The 16,180-nt window shown below is 65.6% G+C and carries 18 protein-coding genes; 7 read left to right on the forward strand and 11 right to left on the reverse strand.

The window, feature by feature from the left end; genetic code table 11:
* Positions 1-19 precede the first annotated feature (19 nt).
* The gene (locus tag V6V88_RS18835) at positions 20-1,033 is read left to right on the forward strand and encodes a zinc-binding alcohol dehydrogenase family protein (RefSeq protein ID WP_338615944.1); all 1,014 of its coding nucleotides are present in this window, start codon (positions 20-22) and stop codon (positions 1,031-1,033) included.
* 64 nt (positions 1,034-1,097) lie between these two features.
* On the opposite strand, the gene V6V88_RS18840 is transcribed toward V6V88_RS18835, so the two are convergent.
* From V6V88_RS18840 to V6V88_RS18855, 4 genes are all read right to left on the reverse strand, one after another.
* Positions 1,098-1,454: a hypothetical protein gene (locus tag V6V88_RS18840; RefSeq protein ID WP_056323418.1), complete on the reverse strand. Its 357-nt coding sequence runs from the start codon at positions 1,452-1,454 to the stop codon at positions 1,098-1,100.
* A 52-nt stretch (positions 1,455-1,506) separates the two neighbouring features.
* On the reverse strand, positions 1,507-2,415 hold the full coding sequence (locus tag V6V88_RS18845; protein ID WP_338615945.1) for an aldose 1-epimerase: 909 nt from the start codon (positions 2,413-2,415) through the stop codon (positions 1,507-1,509).
* Between the two features lie 179 nt (positions 2,416-2,594).
* A complete protein-coding gene (locus V6V88_RS18850) occupies positions 2,595-2,804 on the reverse strand; it encodes a cold-shock protein (RefSeq protein WP_062842107.1) in 210 nt (69 codons plus the stop codon).
* Positions 2,805-2,998: 194 nt separating this feature from the next.
* Positions 2,999-3,463 carry a hypothetical protein gene (locus tag V6V88_RS18855; protein WP_280003280.1) on the reverse strand — a complete coding sequence of 155 codons (465 nt, stop codon included), beginning with the start codon at positions 3,461-3,463 and terminating at the stop codon, positions 2,999-3,001.
* 257 nt (positions 3,464-3,720) lie between these two features.
* Between V6V88_RS18855 and mutS the strand changes: the two genes are divergently transcribed.
* From mutS to V6V88_RS18870, 3 genes are all read left to right on the forward strand, one after another.
* Complete coding sequence (mutS, locus tag V6V88_RS18860) at positions 3,721-6,375, forward strand: DNA mismatch repair protein MutS (RefSeq protein WP_338615946.1); 2,655 nt, start codon at positions 3,721-3,723, stop codon at positions 6,373-6,375.
* A complete protein-coding gene (locus V6V88_RS18865) occupies positions 6,372-7,565 on the forward strand; it encodes a cupin domain-containing protein (protein WP_062842109.1) in 1,194 nt (397 codons plus the stop codon). Before mutS ends, V6V88_RS18865 begins: the two co-directional genes overlap by 4 nt.
* Positions 7,566-7,786: 221 nt before the next feature.
* On the forward strand, positions 7,787-8,005 hold the full coding sequence (locus V6V88_RS18870) for an endopeptidase (RefSeq protein ID WP_223576531.1): 219 nt from the start codon (positions 7,787-7,789) through the stop codon (positions 8,003-8,005).
* A 191-nt stretch (positions 8,006-8,196) separates the two neighbouring features.
* Here V6V88_RS18870 and bamC read toward each other — a convergent pair whose 3' ends face one another.
* The 4 genes from bamC to V6V88_RS18890 form a co-directional block, all read right to left on the reverse strand.
* Complete coding sequence (gene bamC / locus V6V88_RS18875; protein WP_062842110.1) at positions 8,197-9,321, reverse strand: outer membrane protein assembly factor BamC; 1,125 nt, start codon at positions 9,319-9,321, stop codon at positions 8,197-8,199.
* A 17-nt stretch (positions 9,322-9,338) separates the two neighbouring features.
* Positions 9,339-10,244, reverse strand: coding sequence for a 4-hydroxy-tetrahydrodipicolinate synthase (gene dapA / locus V6V88_RS18880; RefSeq protein WP_056323399.1), 906 nt, complete (start codon positions 10,242-10,244; stop codon positions 9,339-9,341).
* Between the two features lie 88 nt (positions 10,245-10,332).
* Positions 10,333-10,980 (reverse strand): site-2 protease family protein, encoded by a 648-nt coding sequence (locus V6V88_RS18885; protein ID WP_056323397.1) that lies wholly within the window; start codon positions 10,978-10,980, stop codon positions 10,333-10,335.
* 69 nt (positions 10,981-11,049) lie between these two features.
* Complete coding sequence (locus V6V88_RS18890; protein ID WP_223576314.1) at positions 11,050-11,676, reverse strand: L-threonylcarbamoyladenylate synthase; 627 nt, start codon at positions 11,674-11,676, stop codon at positions 11,050-11,052.
* A gap of 84 nt (positions 11,677-11,760) precedes the next feature.
* On the opposite strand from V6V88_RS18890, the gene V6V88_RS18895 reads away from it, so the two are divergent.
* The 3 genes from V6V88_RS18895 to V6V88_RS18905 all read left to right on the forward strand — a co-directional run bounded on the left by V6V88_RS18895 (position 11,761) and on the right by V6V88_RS18905 (position 14,123).
* Positions 11,761-12,612, forward strand: a complete 852-nt coding sequence (locus V6V88_RS18895) for a neutral zinc metallopeptidase (RefSeq protein ID WP_128828751.1) — start codon at positions 11,761-11,763, stop codon at positions 12,610-12,612.
* Positions 12,613-12,825: 213 nt separating this feature from the next.
* Positions 12,826-13,362 carry a hypothetical protein gene (locus tag V6V88_RS18900; RefSeq protein WP_056323388.1) on the forward strand — a complete coding sequence of 179 codons (537 nt, stop codon included), beginning with the start codon at positions 12,826-12,828 and terminating at the stop codon, positions 13,360-13,362.
* Positions 13,359-14,123, forward strand: a complete 765-nt coding sequence (locus V6V88_RS18905) for a DUF1828 domain-containing protein (protein WP_338615947.1) — start codon at positions 13,359-13,361, stop codon at positions 14,121-14,123. Before V6V88_RS18900 ends, V6V88_RS18905 begins: the two co-directional genes overlap by 4 nt.
* Before the next feature lie 5 nt (positions 14,124-14,128).
* Here the strand turns inward: V6V88_RS18905 and V6V88_RS18910 are convergent, their stop codons facing one another.
* From V6V88_RS18910 to V6V88_RS18920, 3 genes are all read right to left on the reverse strand, one after another.
* The gene (locus V6V88_RS18910; RefSeq protein WP_062842113.1) at positions 14,129-14,404 is read right to left on the reverse strand and encodes a hypothetical protein; all 276 of its coding nucleotides are present in this window, start codon (positions 14,402-14,404) and stop codon (positions 14,129-14,131) included.
* A 231-nt stretch (positions 14,405-14,635) separates the two neighbouring features.
* Positions 14,636-15,292: an N-acetyltransferase gene (locus V6V88_RS18915; protein WP_223576316.1), complete on the reverse strand. Its 657-nt coding sequence runs from the start codon at positions 15,290-15,292 to the stop codon at positions 14,636-14,638.
* A gap of 135 nt (positions 15,293-15,427) precedes the next feature.
* Positions 15,428-16,156 (reverse strand): winged helix-turn-helix domain-containing protein, encoded by a 729-nt coding sequence (locus tag V6V88_RS18920; RefSeq protein ID WP_338615950.1) that lies wholly within the window; start codon positions 16,154-16,156, stop codon positions 15,428-15,430.
* Positions 16,157-16,180: the final 24 nt, after the last annotated feature.

The following is a 16,180-nucleotide window of genomic DNA, read 5'->3' on the forward strand; positions in this document are numbered from 1 at the left end:
ACCGCCGGACGCTCCCGCCATGAAAGCCATTGCCTACTTCAAGAACCTGCCCGCCGACAACGCCGACGCCTTGCAGGACATCACCGCCCCCGAACCCGTGCCGGGCGACCACGACCTGCTGGTGGACGTGCACGCCATCTCGGTCAACCCCGTAGACGTCAAGATCCGCGCCAACCGCAAGCCCAAGGACGGCCAGCCCGAAATCATCGGCTGGGACGCCGCCGGCATCGTGCGCGCGGTCGGCGCGCGCACCAGCCTCTTCAAGCCGGGCGACCGCGTCTGGTATGCCGGCGCCCTGACCCGTCCGGGCGCCAACAGCGAACGCCATGTCGTGGACGAGCGCATCGTCGGCCACATGCCCAAGAGCCTGGATTTTGCGCAGGCGGCCGCCCTGCCCCTGACCACCATCACCGCGTGGGAACTGCTGTTCGACCGCCTGCGGGTGCTGGACAACGCCGCGCCCAGCCAGCGCAGCCTGCTCGTCATCGGAGCGGCAGGCGGAGTTGGCTCGATCCTGGTGCAGCTGGCGCGACAGCTCACCGGCCTGACCGTGATCGGCACGGCCTCGCGACCCGAGACCCAGGCCTGGGTGCGCGACCTGGGCGCGCATCACGTCATCGATCACACCCAACCGCTGGCCGGCGAGCTCAAGCGCATCGGCTTTGACAATGTGAGCTACATCGCCGGCCTGACGCACACTGACGCGCATTTCCCGCAGATGGCCGAAGCGATTGCGCCGCAGGGCAAGATTGCGCTGATCGACGACCCGGCCGCGATCGATGTGCGGCTGCTCAAGGGCAAGTCAGCCTCGCTGCATTGGGAATTCATGTTTGCCCGACCGCTGCACAACACGCCCGACCTCATCGCGCAACACGAACTGCTGAACCAGGCTGCCCGCCTGATCGACAACGGCACGCTGCGCACCACGCTGGGCGAGCACTACGGCAAGATCAACGCGGAAAACCTGCGCCGCGCCCACTCCTTCATCGAAAGCGGCAAGGCGCGCGGCAAGATCGTGCTGGAAGGGTTCTAGAAACGCGGCGATCCCGAGCGGGATCGCGTGCGCCGGCGGGCCGCGCCGGGCGCGATCAGGCCAATCAGCCTCGGCCTTCGCGCTTGGCGCGCGCGTGCGGGTCGTTGATTTCGGCTTCCAGTTCGGCGATCAGCCACTGGAACCAGCCGTTTTCCGTGCGGGCATAGACGGCGGCCGCCGGCGTCTTGCCTTCGCGCCAGCCCGGCTGGTGCGTGTCCATCCAGGCCGACAGGCTCTTGTGCGGCGCCAGCAGACCGGACAGCCAGGACCACACATAATCGGGCACGTTGCGGCGAAAACCCTTGGCGCTGGCGTAGATAGTGGGCTCAAGCGGCAGGTTGCCGGCGCGAGCCAGCTTGGCCTGCGTCCGGCGAAGCGTCTCGACCGCAGCCTGCAATTGTTCGGTGCTGAGCTTTTTCACGTAACGACTCCTGATTCTGGTTTGAGCGGATTATCGCCGCAGGGTGCGGCGCTTACCAAGTCCTGTGAGGAGGCGTCGCGAGGCCAAGCAGCAGCGTCGCGGCAAAGCGCTCGCCCGGTTCCAGCACCTGCATGCCGGTTCGGGTCTCGCCCGCCGCCGCCAGATTGAACGCATCGGCCACGTTGCTGACCGGTTCCACGCAAAGGAAATCCGCGCCCGGCGCCGTGTACACCACCTGATGCGCAAACGCAGGGTCTGCATGCAGCGCCAGTTCGTGGCCCTCGGGCCAGTGCAGCGTCGCGCGGCCCTGCCATTGCGACAGGTACGTGTCGCAGCCCTCGGCGGACTGGCGCAGCTCTCGCACCGTCGTCGTCTTGCTGCCCGTGGGCAAGCCATTCTCGTCCGACGGCCAGATGCGCCGGGCGTGCAGCGTGACGCGCTGCGCCGTGAAATACGGATGGATGCCCATCCCGCACGGCATTGGCGTGTCGCCTCGATTGGTGATGGCCATCTTCAGGCTCAGCCCACGGCTGTCCAGCCGCCAGCGCTGCACGCATTCAAACGGCCAGGGCCAGCCCAGCACGCCGGCCGGCTGATCCAGCACCAGATCGACACTGTCGGGCGTCAGATTGCGGACCTGCCAGGACTGGAACAGCCCCGAGCCATGAATCGCCTGCGGCCGGTTGGGCACGGACTGCAACGCGTAGCGGGCGCCATTGAACGTGAAGACGCCATCGCGGATCCGGTTGGAATACGGCGCCAGCGGATAGGATCCGGCACGCGGCCATCGGCCCGCTGGCCATTCGGTGGCGGTCAGCGGCACGATCCAGTCGTGTCCGCCGGTCGACAGCCGCGTCAGCCTGCCGCCCCCGCCGGGCGCGAACTCGGCCCGGTGGTCGCCGCTGGAAATGGAAACGCGCTCGCTGGCATCCAGCACGTCAGGAACGGCAATATCGGGCATGGCGTTGAAACTCCCGCGGCGTCCACACGCGCCACGCCGGGAAGATTGTGCCCGGCGGCGCGTTGGGGCTGCAAGTTGGCGAGTCGTCCAAAGTCAAAGGGCCGAATCCCTTGTTTCAAAGGATTCGGCCCCACTTGCTAGGTGCCAGCTGGCTTGCCTTAGGGCAAGCCAGCCAGTTCTTAAATCGGTTTGATCATTGTCGCCTGAGGACCTTTCTGTCCTTGGCCGGCGACGAACGTCACGCGCTGGTTCTCTTCAAGAGATTTGTGCCCGCTGCCCTGAATCTCAGAGTAGTGAGCGAAGAGGTCCTTACCGCCCAGCTCCGGCATGATAAAGCCGAAGCCCTTGTCGTTGTTGAACCACTTCACAATACCAGTTTCAATCTTCAATGTAAGTCCTAGATTTTCCAGGGAAAAATATCCCTGCACGCACTATGGGTCATTAGTAGCCATAAAGATACGACCGTTACTAAATGACGCATGTGTCGGCGATGCCACTGAACGCAATCTTGGGAGCCGTGCGCGCTACGGCTTCTTGCCCCCGCAGGGCCGGGTGGCCGCCGGTGTCAGACACCAACATCAATTCAGCGGGCGCCTGCCGGCCGGCGCGTATCGGCCTTGCTGTCCTTGCTGCGCCGGGAATTCGTGTCCAGCGCGCCGTTGTAGTTTTTCCGGCTGGAAGACGATGAGCCATCGCTATAGCGGGTGTCGTAACCGCCCGTGTAGTTTTTCCGGCTGGAAGAAGACGAGCCGTCGCTATAACGCGTATCGTAGCCGCCGGTGTAGTTTGACCGGCTGGTGGATTTGCTGCCATCGCTGTAGCGGGTATCAAAACCGCCAGTGTAGTTTTTCCGGCTGGTGGAGGTCCTGCCATCGCTGTAGGTCGTATCGAAACCGCCTTGGTAGTTGGAGCGGCTCGACGACGTGGTGCCATCGTCGTATCTGCAATCTTCCCCGCCCTGGTAATTGGCCCGGCAGCTGTCTGCCTGGGCGCCCGCGGCGGCGAGCAAGGAAAGCACGACGAAAGACAGCATGGATTTGACTTTCATTTTGTTCCCGATGGCGTGGAGGTGGATGTCATCTCACCGCGTTGTTATGCGGCCAGGCAACTACCATAGCGACATTTGTCGCGGGCAACTGCGCATCCATTTTCAAAGGGGATTTCAGCCGGTTTCGGCGCGATTCAGCCTATTTCGTATGCGTACCATTCGTCCAGGTGCGCAGTCATGCGAAAAATCGCAACCCATCGCCAAATCGCCACGCCGCTGTTCAGCGGCGCCCTCCCCGCCCCGATACAATCACGGGCATGAATTCTGCACTGCAAAATACCTCCGCCGACGCCCACGCGGGCCACACCCCCATGATGCAACAGTACCTGCGCCTCAAAGCCGAGGCCGGGCCATTGCTGTTGTTCTATCGCATGGGCGACTTCTATGAAATGTTCTACGAAGACGCCGAGCGTGGCGCGCGGCTGCTCAATCTGACACTGACCAGGCGGGGCTCGTCCAACGGCGTGCCCATCCCCATGGCTGGCCTGCCGGTGCATGCCATGGAGCAATACCTGGCCCGGCTGGTGGCGATGGGCGAATCCGTCGCCATCTGCGAGCAGATCGGCGATCCGGCCGCCTCGAAGGGGCCGGTCGAGCGCCGCATCGTGCGCATCGTGACGCCCGGCACCCTGACCGACGACGCCCTTCTGCCCGCCAAGGCGGACCGCGCGCTGGCGGCCATCTGCGTCAGCGGCAGCGCTCGCGCGCCGCGCGCGGGGTTGGCGTGGCTGAATCTGGCCAGCGGCGAGTTCCGGGTGACCGAATGCGCGCCCGCGCAGCTGGAATCGGAATTGCACCGCATTGCGCCGGCGGAGATCGTTTGCGCCGACACCGCCGAGTTCGACTTTCCGTTCGAGGGCGCCCGCTCCCGCGTGCCGGACTGGCACTTCGAAAGCGACGGCGCGCGCGCGCACCTGCTGGCGCATTTCAAGACGGACACGCTGGCGGGCTTTGACATCGAAGACATGCCGGCCGGCATCTGCGCGGCCGGCGCCTTGCTGCGCTATGCCGCGCGCACGCAGTCGCAGGCACTGGCGCACGTGCAAAGCCTGTCGGCCGAGCGGCCCGGGCAGTTCGTGCTGCTGGACCCGGTCACACGCCGCAACCTGGAACTGACGCAGACGCTGTCGGGCGAAGACTCGCCCACGCTGTTTTCGCTGCTGGACGGCTGCCGCACGCCGATGGGCAGCCGGCTGCTGCGCCGCTGGCTCCATCACCCCTTGCGCGAGAACGACCAGGCGCTGGCGCGCCAGCAGGCCATTTCGGCGCTGCTGGCCGGGCGCATGGACGTGGAGCAGACCTTTGGCTCGACCGGTCTGCTGGAAGCGCTGCGCGCCGCCCTGAATGCCTTTCCCGACATCGAGCGCATTGCCGCGCGCCTGGCGCTGCGGTCGGTGCGCCCGCGCGAACTCGCCAGCCTGCGCGACGCGCTGCAGGCCTTGCCCGCGCTTGCCGACCTGGTCGAACCGATGTCCGCCTCGCCGCGCATCGGCGAACTGATCTCGCATCTGTCCGTGGACCCTGCCCTGGCCGCCCTGCTGGTGCGCGCCATCGCGCCCGAGCCTGCCGTGGCCATCCGCGATGGCGGCGTGCTGGCAGCCGGCTTTGACGCCGAACTCGACGAGTTGCGCGCATTGGCCGCGGACGGCGGGGACTTCCTTGTCCAGCTCGAAGCCCGCGAGCGCGAGCGCACCGGCATCAGCAACCTGCGCGTGGAGTTCAACCGCGTGCATGGCTTCTACATCGAAGTCACCAAGGGCCAGACGGCGAAGGTCCCCGAAGACTACCGCCGCCGCCAGACGCTCAAGAATGCCGAGCGCTACATCACGCCCGAGCTCAAGACCTGGGAGGACAAGGTGCTGTCCGCGCAGGACCGCTCGCTGGCCCGCGAAAAATGGCTGTTCGAGCAATTGCTCGACGTGCTTGCCGAGCACGTGCGTCCGCTGTCCGACTGCGCCGCGGCGCTGGCCGAGCTGGATACGCTGGCCGCGCTGGCCGAACACGCGCAGCGCCACGACTGGATCGCGCCCGAGCTGTCCGAGCAGGCCGACATCGACATCGAGGCCGGCCGCCATCCGGTGGTGGAACGCGTCATCGAACGCTTCACCCCCAACGGCTGCCGTCTGGATCCCGCGCGGCGCATGCTGCTCATCACCGGCCCGAACATGGGCGGTAAGTCGACGTACATGCGGCAGGTGGCGCTGATCGTGCTGCTGGCGCGCATTGGCAGCTTCGTGCCGGCCTCGCGCGCCCGGATCGGCAAGATCGACCGCATCTTCACCCGCATCGGCGCGGCCGACGACCTGGCGGGCGGACGCTCGACCTTCATGATGGAAATGACTGAGGCCGCGGCCATCCTGTCGGCCAGCACGCCTAACAGCCTGGTGCTGATGGACGAAATCGGACGCGGCACGTCCACGTATGACGGCCTGGCGCTTGCGTGGGCCATTGCGTGCCGCCTGCTGTCGCACAACCGCGCGCTGACGCTGTTTGCCACGCACTACTTTGAATTGACCCGCCTGCCCGCCGAGCAGCCTACGGCCGCCAACGTCCACCTGGCCGCAGCCGAGTCGGCGGGCGGCATCGTCTTCTTGCACGAAGTGCGCGAAGGCCCCGCCAGCCGCAGCTACGGGATTCAGGTGGCCCAGCGCGCCGGCGTGCCCGCCGCCGTCATCCGGCAGGCGACGCGCGAACTTGAACGTCTGGAAGCGCAAGGCGCACCCACGCCGCAGCTGGGGTTGTTCTCGGCTGCTGCCGAGGCCGACGCCCAGGCGTATGCGCAGGCCGAACGTGCAGACACCATCGAGGCGCTCGACTCCCTGCGCGAGGAGCTTTCCGCCATCGACCCCGACAGCCTCACCCCGCGCGAAGCGCTGGATGCCCTTTACCGCTTGAAGAAGCACCTCCAATGAACCTCGATCATCCGCTTGCGCTCCTGGGCAATCAAAGCCCCAACGACTTCATGCGCCGTTACTGGCAGAAGAAGCCGCTGCTGATCCGCCAGGCCATTCCGGCGTTCAAGCCGCCCGTCACCATCGCGGCCATCAAGAAACTCGCGCGCCGCGACGACGTGGAGTCGCGCCTCATCTGGCGCGAGAACGGCGAATGGCAGATGGAAAACGGCCCCTTTGCGCGTCTGCCCAAGGACAACGAGGGCGACTGGACGCTGCTGGTGCAGAGCGTGGACCTGCATAGCGATGCGGCCGCCGAGCTGATGGCCCTGTTCCGGTTCATTCCGGACGCCCGCCTGGACGACGTGATGATCAGCATCGCCAGCCACGGCGGCGGCGTCGGCCCGCATTTCGACAGCTACGACGTGTTCCTGCTGCAGGCGGCGGGCGAGCGCGAATGGCGCTATGGCCGCCAGAAGGACCTGTCGCTGGAACCGGACTTGCCGCTCAAGATCCTGAGCAACTTCCAGCCCGAGGAAAAGGCGGTGCTGGCGCCCGGCGACATGCTGTACCTGCCGCCGCAGGCCGCCCACGACGGCATTGCCATGGGCGATGGCTGCATGACGATCTCCATCGGCTTCCGGGCGCCGACGCAGGCGACGTTGGCGCGTGGCCTGCTGGAAGCGGCTGCGGACCAGGTCATGGCCCGCGTGGGCCTTCTGGGTGGTCCCTACGGCGAGCCCGCCCTGCCCGGCCCGAAGCTGTCGGCCGTCTACCGCGATCCGGCCCAGCCGGCCGTGGATACGCCCGCGGCGCTACCCGACGCACTGGTGGCCGCCACGCTGGAAACGGTGGAAAAGCTGCGCTTTGACGACGCGCTGGCGTCGCGCTTTCTGGGGTGCTGGCTGACCGAACCCAGCAACCTCAGCGTGTTCGACGCGCCGGAGGGCATGGACGTGGATCTGGAAGAGGACTGGCCCGCATCCGGGCGCCTGGTGCTGGACCGCCGCAGCCGCATGCTCTATCGCGGCAAACAGCTGTTCATCAACGGAGAAACCGCAATGACGCCCGCGGATGCGGCATTGCGCCTGCTGGCTGATTCACGTAGCCTGGATTGCGCGCATCCCGCCTGCGCCCGTCTTTCCGACGAAGCACGGGCATGTTTGGCCGATTGGCTGGACTCGGGCTGGATTCATTACCGAGCCGAGTAGTAACTGGAAACGTTCGCGTATCCGTGTCACACAGAAAGAAATCAGGTCTGTAAACCGGGTCACATCAAGAAAGACATAACACCAAGCTGAAAGGTTTGTTGCCGTTGGGATGCGAACGATTTAACTTTCCTACGCGATCGGCCTGAACCTTCCTGTAGCCTGAGTTCTGGTTTCCCCTAACGGGGTTTCAAGAGTCGTCATCTACAGGAGTTCAAATAATGATGAGCAAAACCTTGATTATTGCCTCGGTGCTGGCCGTCGCGCTCAGCGCTTGCAACAAGAAGGAAGATGCCCCGGCGCCGGCGACCAGCCCGACTCCCGGCGCCACCACGCCCGCACCTGGCGGCACGCCGCCGGCCTCGCCCGCACCGGCGGCCCCGGGCACGACGCCTGGCTCCGGTTCGACCACCCCCGGCGGCTCGACCACCCCCGCGTCGTAATCCTTCAGGCACGAACCCCCGCACTGAAGACGCAAAAAAAACCCTGGCATGTGTGATGCCAGGGTTTTTTTGTGCCTTGCCGGAACGTAAGCGACGGCGAAGTCCGCGCTTGCCGCCGGCCGGGCATGGGGCCCCGACCCGGGGGCCCTGCCGTCGGCCGCTGCGCGTGAGCGCGCGGCCCGGCGGTTCAATTACATCTTGTCCTTCAGGACGCTCAGCAGGCGCTGCGCGGTCGGGCTGCTGTCCGGCGCACCGTTGGAGTCCAGGACCGAGACGGTCGTCTGTTCGCCGTTGCCCACCAGGTGGATGCGGTACTGAGCTGCCTGCGCCTTCTTGTCGCCAGAGAACAGGCGGCTGAAGAAGCCGGGCTGTTCCATCTTTTCGCCGGTGTCGGTGTCGACATAGCGGACGAAGTAGTCGCCGGAAGAACGATCGCGGTCATCGACGGCGAAGCCGCCGCCATCGAGCGCCACGCCGACACGACGCCAGGCGCGGTCGAAGGATTCGCTGACGATGAGCGACGCGCCCTGGGCTCGGACGTCTTGCTGCACGGCGGGACGCTGCGGCGAGGCCTCGGCCTGCTGCACCAGCTTGCGGGCGTTGTCGACGTCGGTTCCCAGGAAGACCATCATGCGCGCCAGCATGGCGGCGTTCAGGCCAGGGTCTTCCTTGCCGTTCTGCCACTGCACCTGCGAGCCGTCGGAGCCGACACGCTTTTCGAGCATCTGGCGGTGGCTGACGTAGATTTCGGTGTGACCGTTGACGCGTTCGACGCGGGTCCGGAATTTCTCGCGCTCGCCGCTATCCCATGCCGATTCCAGCACCGCCCCCAGCGCCTGGCGCAGCCAGCTTTCGGGGATCTTGGCGCGGTTCTCGGCCCAGTCGGTTTCGATCAGGCCGGCACCGGGATTGTTGGTGGCGACGGTAAAGCCGCTTTCGGTCCAGAAGTCGATCAGGCGGGGGAAAACCTGCTCGGGCGGACGGTCCACGACGAGCCAGCGCAGATCGCCGTCGCGTTCGACACGCATGTCCGAACGGTTGGGAAGCACGTTGCTGGTCTTCGGGGCGCTGGCCTGGGCCACACCCTGTTGCTGGAATTCAGAGAAGGTGGTGGAACCCGAGGCCGGCGCGCGGTAGCGGGGATCGCTATTGGCCTGCGTCAGGTCGGGCGGAATGCTGAGAGGCTCTCCACGCTGGTTTACCGCGCTCTTGTAGTCGACCGATTCTTCATTGCCCAGGAATTGGTTGACCTCGGAGCACCCGGCCAGCAACACCAGAGACATCAATGCCGACAAACCGGCATGACGCTTGTTCATACGTTTCCTCACGATATTTAGAGCAGTCCCGTTTCCTGGAGCGCGTTGCGCACCGTTGCGTGATGCTGCGCGCTCAGTTCGACCAGCGGCAGCCGGTAGCCCAGCGCGCTGCGGCCCATTTGGGCCAACGCCCACTTGACGGGGATGGGGTTGGCTTCGACGAACAAAACCTTGTTCAGACGCGCCAGGAACGCGTTAAGTTCACGGACCTTGGGCACATCGCCCGCGAGGGCGGCGGCACAGAGGTCGCGCATGAGCTTGGGCGCCACGTTGGCCGTGACGGAAATGTTGCCGCGCGCGCCCAGCAGGATCAGGGCCGCAGCAGTGGGATCGTCGCCGCTGAAGACCTGGAAGCTGGCAGGCGCTTCGCGCAGCAAGAGGCCGCCGCGGGCGATGTCGCCGGTGGCGTCCTTGATGCCGATGATGCCCGGCACCTGCGCCAGGCGCAGGATCGTCTCGTTGCTCATGTCGGCAACGGTGCGGCCCGGCACGTTGTAAAGAATGGTGGGCAGGTCGACGGCTTCGGCGATGGTGCGGAAGTGGCGGTACAGGCCTTCCTGCGACGGCTTGTTGTAGTACGGAACGACCGACAGGCCAGCCTGCGCGCCCACTGCCTTGGCGTGGCGGGTCAGGTGGATGGCTTCGTCGGTGGAGTTGGCGCCCACGCCGGCAATGACCGGAATGCGGCCGGCGGCATGTTCGACGGCAACGCGGATGAGTTCCGCGTGTTCTTCCATGGAGACCGTGGGCGACTCCCCGGTGGTGCCCACCACCACCAGCGCGTCGGTGCCTTCCTGGACATGCCAGTCGATCAGCGACCGGTAGGCAGCGTAGTCCAGGCTGCCATCGGGTTGCATTGGGGTGACCAAGGCCACCATGCTGCCCTGGAAATTAACGCCTGCGGCGGTAGCAGGGGATGCCATAGATGTCGGGCTCCAAAACCCCGCGGCGGGATTGCCCCAGGGCCTGATTCAGTGAAACCGCTGAGTTTAACGGATATTGGGTGGAATCTTACAGAAACCACTGAACGATCGTCGTTCCCAGCCCGAGCACCGGTTGCATCAATAACCAGAGCACATCGGTGACCAGCAGGACAATGACGATGATCAATCCGTACGGCTCGATTTTCGAGTATTGCCAGGCCAGGCGATTGGGCAGCAGGCTAAAGAGAACGCGTCCGCCGTCCAGCGGCAGGATGGGCAGCAGGTTCAGCGCCATCAGCACCAGGTTGACGTTAACGCCCGCCACCGCCATTTCGAACCAGAAGCTTTCGTGCAGGCCGCTTTCCATGAAGAGCCGCAGCGACAGCGCCCACAAAATGGCCATGAACAGGTTGGCGGCCGGTCCGGCCAGCGCGACCCAGGCCATGTCTTTCTTGGGACGGCGCAGGCGGCCGAAGTCCACGGGCACCGGCTTGGCCCAACCGAAGAGCAAGCCGGGACTGCCCATGAGCTTGGAGGCCAGCAGGATGGCGACCGGCACCAGCAGCGTGCCGACGGGGTCGATGTGGCGTGCGGGATTCAGGCTGACCCGTCCGGCCTGGTAGGCGGTCGGATCGCCCAGCATGCGCGCCACGTAGCCGTGCGCCGCCTCATGCAGGGTGATGGCGAAGATAACCGGTATCGCGTAGACCGCAATGGTTTGGATGATGTCATTCATGGCGAACCGGATTGTAGATGAGCCGCGCGCCAGCGCGGCGCGTCTCGTGCATCGAGGCGAGGGGGAATATCAGACAAGTCCGAGGGTAGCGGGATCGCCGCGGCCCAGGCGCACGACGACCGGCTCGTCGCCGGTCAGGTCGATCACGGTGGTGGGCGCTTGCGGGCAGGCGCCCGCATCGATGATGGCGGCCAGATCGTGGTCGTAGCGCTCGCGGATTTCCTCGGCGTCGTTCAGCGCCTCGGTTTCATCCTTGGGGATAAGCGTGGTGGACAGCAGCGGCGCACCCGCCTGTTCCAGCAAGCCCAAGAGGACGGCGTGATCCGGCACACGGATGCCGATGGTCTTGCGCGAGGGGTGCGACACGCGCCGCGGCACTTCCTTGGTGGCTTCGAGGATGAAGGTCCAGGGGCCGGGCGTCGCGGCTTTCAGCAGCCGGTATTGCTTGTTGTCGACGCGGGCGAAGTGGCCGATTTCGGCCAGGTCGCGGCACAGGAGGGTGAGGTGATGACGTTCGTCCAGTCCGCGAAGGCGGCGCAGCCCGTCGGCGGCGCTTTTGTCGTCCAGGCGGGCGACGACGGCGTAACTGGAGTCGGTGGGCACGGCCACCAGGCCTCCGTCATTGAGCCATTGCGCGGCTTGCTTGAGCAGCCGCGGCTGGGGATTTTCGGGGTGGACAGAGAAATACAAAGCCATGGGTTTATCCTAACATCCTTGAAGGCCGCCCAATAGCGCGGCGATGCAAAATGGCGGTAATGACGATCCGCCCGGAGAACCAGTATGCGCCTCGATAATTCGCGCCAGAGCGACAACGTGGAAGACCGCCGTTCCAGCGGCCCACGAATCGGCGGCCGCGGGACCATTGGCATAGGCACGATAGTACTTGCCTTGGTGGCGATGTACTTCGGCGTCGATCCGCGCGTGGTCCTGGACATGGCGGAAGGCCCGGCCGTGCAGGAGCAGGCGCCCGCCTCGGCGCCGCCGGCCAACGATCCCCAGGCCGTCTTCGTGTCCAAGGTCCTGGGCGAAACCGAAGACGTGTGGACCGGCATCTTCCAGAAGGAACTGAACCGCCAGTACGTCGAGCCCAAGCTGGTGCTGTTTCGCGGCGCCACGCCCACGGCCTGCGGCACCGGCCAATCCGCCATGGGGCCCTTCTACTGTCCGGGCGACAGCAAGGTCTATATAGACCTGTCGTTCTTCGACGAACTGCAGAATCGGTTCAAGGCCCCCGGCGATTTCGCGCAGGCGTACGTGATTGCGCATGAAGTCGGCCATCATGTGCAGCACCTGCTGGGCATCTCGGACCAGGTGGACCAACTGCGCCGGCGCAACCCGTCGCAGGCCAATGCGTTGTCGGTTCGGCTGGAACTGCAGGCGGATTGCTTTGCCGGCCTCTGGGCGCAGCGCGCGGATGCCGCGCGCAACATCCTGGAAGGGGGCGACGTCGAAGAAGCGCTGGCGGCCGCCACCGCGATCGGCGACGACCGCCTGCAGAAGCAGAGCCAGGGATACGTCGTGCCCGATGCCTTCACGCACGGCAGCTCCGCGCAGCGCGTGCGCTGGTTCAAGCGCGGCCTGGAAAGCGGCAGCATCAAGCAGTGCGACACGTTTGGCGCGACGTCTCTGTGACGCCCGGCGCTGCGCGGCCCTCACCCGCTCCGGGCCGCGCAGCGCCAACACCTGTATATCCATCCAGGCCGCAGACCCCGGCAGTCTTCATCTTGTAAGATTACGCCCCCTCGCAATGCTGCGCGCGCGTGTCTTCACCGCGGCGCGGCGGGGCGCAGCGCATGCCGCATGCACGTTTTGCTTCGCGCGCCCCCAGACCCTAGATTCGTTTCCATGGCCAACAAGTTCGAACCGCTAATCACCGTTGATGAGGTGCAAGAGATTCTTGCCGAACCCAAGGAAACCGCCAAGCCGATCCTCTGGCTGCCGAAACCCGCCGCGGGCAACGCCCAATGGATGGAATTCAGCTGTCCATGCAAGATCAAGGGCGAGGTGCGCGAAGACGTGATCTTCCGCGTCATGTACCGGGGCGCCCGCACGGCAGTGCATGGGCAGGCCACCATCTTCCTGACCGAGGCGTTCTGCGCCAGTCTCTTCGTGGGCCCGCACCGGGTGTATGGCGTCGATACCGACGACTCGTTCCACACCAGCCTGGTGGGCGCGGACCGGCCGCAATACCGCAAGCCGCTTGCCGACCGCAGTCATGAACACATCTGGGTCGAAGAAGGCGAAGGCTATGCCGAGCCCATCGTGCCCGCGCTGGACACCATCGGCGCGCTGATGCAGTATTTCCTGCCGCGAGCGAACCTGACGCTGGCCGGCGGCTTTGCGCATCCCCTCAAAGGCCGCCAAATCGAACTGATCCTATGAGCAATTTTCTGGAAGCCTCCGGCTGGACCGTCCTGCCGGCGGGCGAACACGCCATTCGCGCCGTCTCTCCCATGACGTTGGGCCTGGACGGCCAGCACGCCGCCTTTTTCATCGCGCATCCCGATGAGTCGTCGTTCTACCTGACCGACGCCTGTGAGACCGCCATGCATGCGTCCAGCTTTGGCATCGACGTGGCGGCCAAGCGCATCGACATCCTGAACGAAACGCCGGGCGTCACGCTCGCCCGCTTCGACCGGTCGGGCGCCATCGTGGCCGAAGGTCCGGTCGAGCAGTTGCAGGAAGCGCTGTGGGACGCGGTGAAGCTGGCGATGGCCTTGTCGTTCCAATGCGCGAAATGGATGCCACGGTTCAGCCAGCTGCGATTCCGCGCGCAGGTGGGCCGCGCGCTGGCCGAAGGCGTGGGCGTGAACCGCATGGTCAAGGGCGCGCGCGCCAAGGGCAGCAGCGGTCACACGGCGGACTTTGCGTACGCGGTGCGCGCGGCGGGCAGCACCGCCCTCACCTACATCGAGCCGATCGCCCTGAAAGCGGGCAAGAAGATGGACTGGACGCAGGTCTACCAGACCCACGGCAAGATGTCGGATGTGAAGATGGCCGATGCGCGCAACTCGCGCATGGTGATTCTGGAAGACGGCGCATCGGCCGAGGAATTCAAGAAGGCCGTGACGATCCTGGAGCAGTCCGCCACCGTGCAGACGCTGGCCAAGACCCGTGACTGGCGAGAGGTGTTTTCGGCCTAGCCGTCTCAGGACGGCGTGTTGGTCAGACCGTCGACGATTTCGCGGCCGTGCACGATGGCCGCATGCACGGCCTCGCGCGGACTGTAGACGAAGCCGCCGCCCGCAAACTGGGGCACGGGGTATTCGTCGCCGCCTTCGAGTATGGCGCCTGCCTGGACAACCATCACCGAGGCAGTGAAGACAGGGCCGCTGGCTTCGGGCGGGGGCTCGATGGCGCCGCCGCCCCGGGACACCTTGGCCGTGAGGCGGTATCCCTTGTAGATCAAGTTGTTCTGATGCACTTCGGTAGTCCTCTATCTGCCGTCGAGCATACTCCGTGATTTCATGACAATCCGGATAAGTTTTGTAACTCAAGCAGAAAATAGAAACACTGTTGCGCCAACGCAGGCGTGTCCCCGTTTCTCAAATGTTGAGAAGCGCATCCGCTTTCATGCCTGAAAGGCAGCGCCGGCGCGGCTTGCGAGCCGGCGCCTGCGTTGCACGCAATGGCGCCCACCGCCAATTCCGGGGGATTACCCTAGGGTCTGTTGCGAAAGCGCATCCTCGGACATATTCATCCCTGTCACGCGCATGTAGTCGTCCAACCGCCAGCCCTTGCCGAGCAGGATCATGCGGGTATGCAGGTCATCGCGCACGCGGGGCGCCACCTCGCGCCCCAGATAGGTGAGCTGCTTGCAGCGCAGGTCCACGTAACCCAGCGCGTAGTCGCGCGACAGTCCCATCCACAGGCGGTGCGCCCCGACGGACTGGCGGGCGCCGCTAAGAATGCACAGGCCAGCGTCCAGCGCCCACCGGTACACCGCCGTGGCCAGGCCCATGCCTTGGTACGGCGCTGCGTACTTCGAATGCGGCGCGCGCACGTAGGGATCGGCGCGCCGGCCCACTTCGATCAGCCGGTTGAACACCGTATAGCCCGCCAACCGGTTCCGGCGCATGTCCACCACATACACGTAATACTCGCCGTCGGCCTCGCGATAGCGAAGCACGATGCCAGGAATGTCGGTCTTGACCTCCGGCAATCCATGCAGGCGGTCCATCGGACGATTCATGCGGTTGTGGATGGCATCGAGCTCCTTGTCCACTTCCTGGGGACTATGGTTAACGTCGATGCGCAATTCCGTCACGATCGACATGACGTGACGGAACGCGTGCAAGGCCAGCGTAGGCAAGGCCACCTCCTGTACAGGGTTGAAGAATGTCCGCGAGGGACGGGAGACGTAAAAAAAGCCGCATCCGCGGCTTGAAAAGTTGTGTGCGGGTGCACCGCCGGTCAGGGCGGTGAATGGGGCCAGGCGAGGAATCGATCACGCTGCTGCATGCGTGTCCCTTTGGGCTGCGGGCTGGTCGCCCGCCAGGCCAAAAAATGCCGGGAATTGCCGCTCGCCCTTGGCCGTGATGCGCAATGCGCGCGAGTCCAGGTCCTTTGCGACCCAGCCGCGCGCGAGAAGCGCATCGAGCAGCGCCGCGCCCAAGGCGCCGCCCAGATGGGAACGCCGTTCGCTCCAGTCCAGGCAAGCGCAAGCGAAGCGGCGGCGGCGCTGGCGCGCCTGGGCCACGTCGACGCCCACTTGCGCGAGCGACGCTTCGCCCAGCGGCGTGAGCACATAGTCGCGCCCGTCCGGCGTCAGCCAATGCCGGCCCAGCATCGCGTCGTGGATGCGCACGGCCAGCGTGCCGGCCATGTGGTCGTAGCAAGTGCGGCTGTCGCGCAGCGCGGACGGCGTGGTCGGCTTGAACGGCGCGCGCTCGGCGCCCGCCACCACCAGCAGCGCCTCCAGCGCGTGGCCGACCTCGCCGCTGGCCAGGCGGTAGTAGCGGTGTTTGCCCTGCACGGCCATTTCCACCAGGCCCTGGTCGCGCAGGCGCTGGAAATGGCTGCTGGCCGTGGACGCGCCGATGTCGGCGGCCGCGGCCAGTTCCGTGGCGGTGCGCGCGCGGCCGTCCAGCAACAGGCACAGCATGCGTGCGCGCGCGGGATCGGCGATGGCGCCTGCCACGGCGGACAGGTTGATGTCGGCGAACTCGGAATCCATGATTCGATATCGGCCAAAGTGTTG

The sequence above is a fragment of the Achromobacter sp. E1 genome (assembly GCF_037039475.1).
GTDB classification, from domain to species: Bacteria; Pseudomonadota; Gammaproteobacteria; order Burkholderiales; family Burkholderiaceae_B; genus Achromobacter; species Achromobacter mucicolens.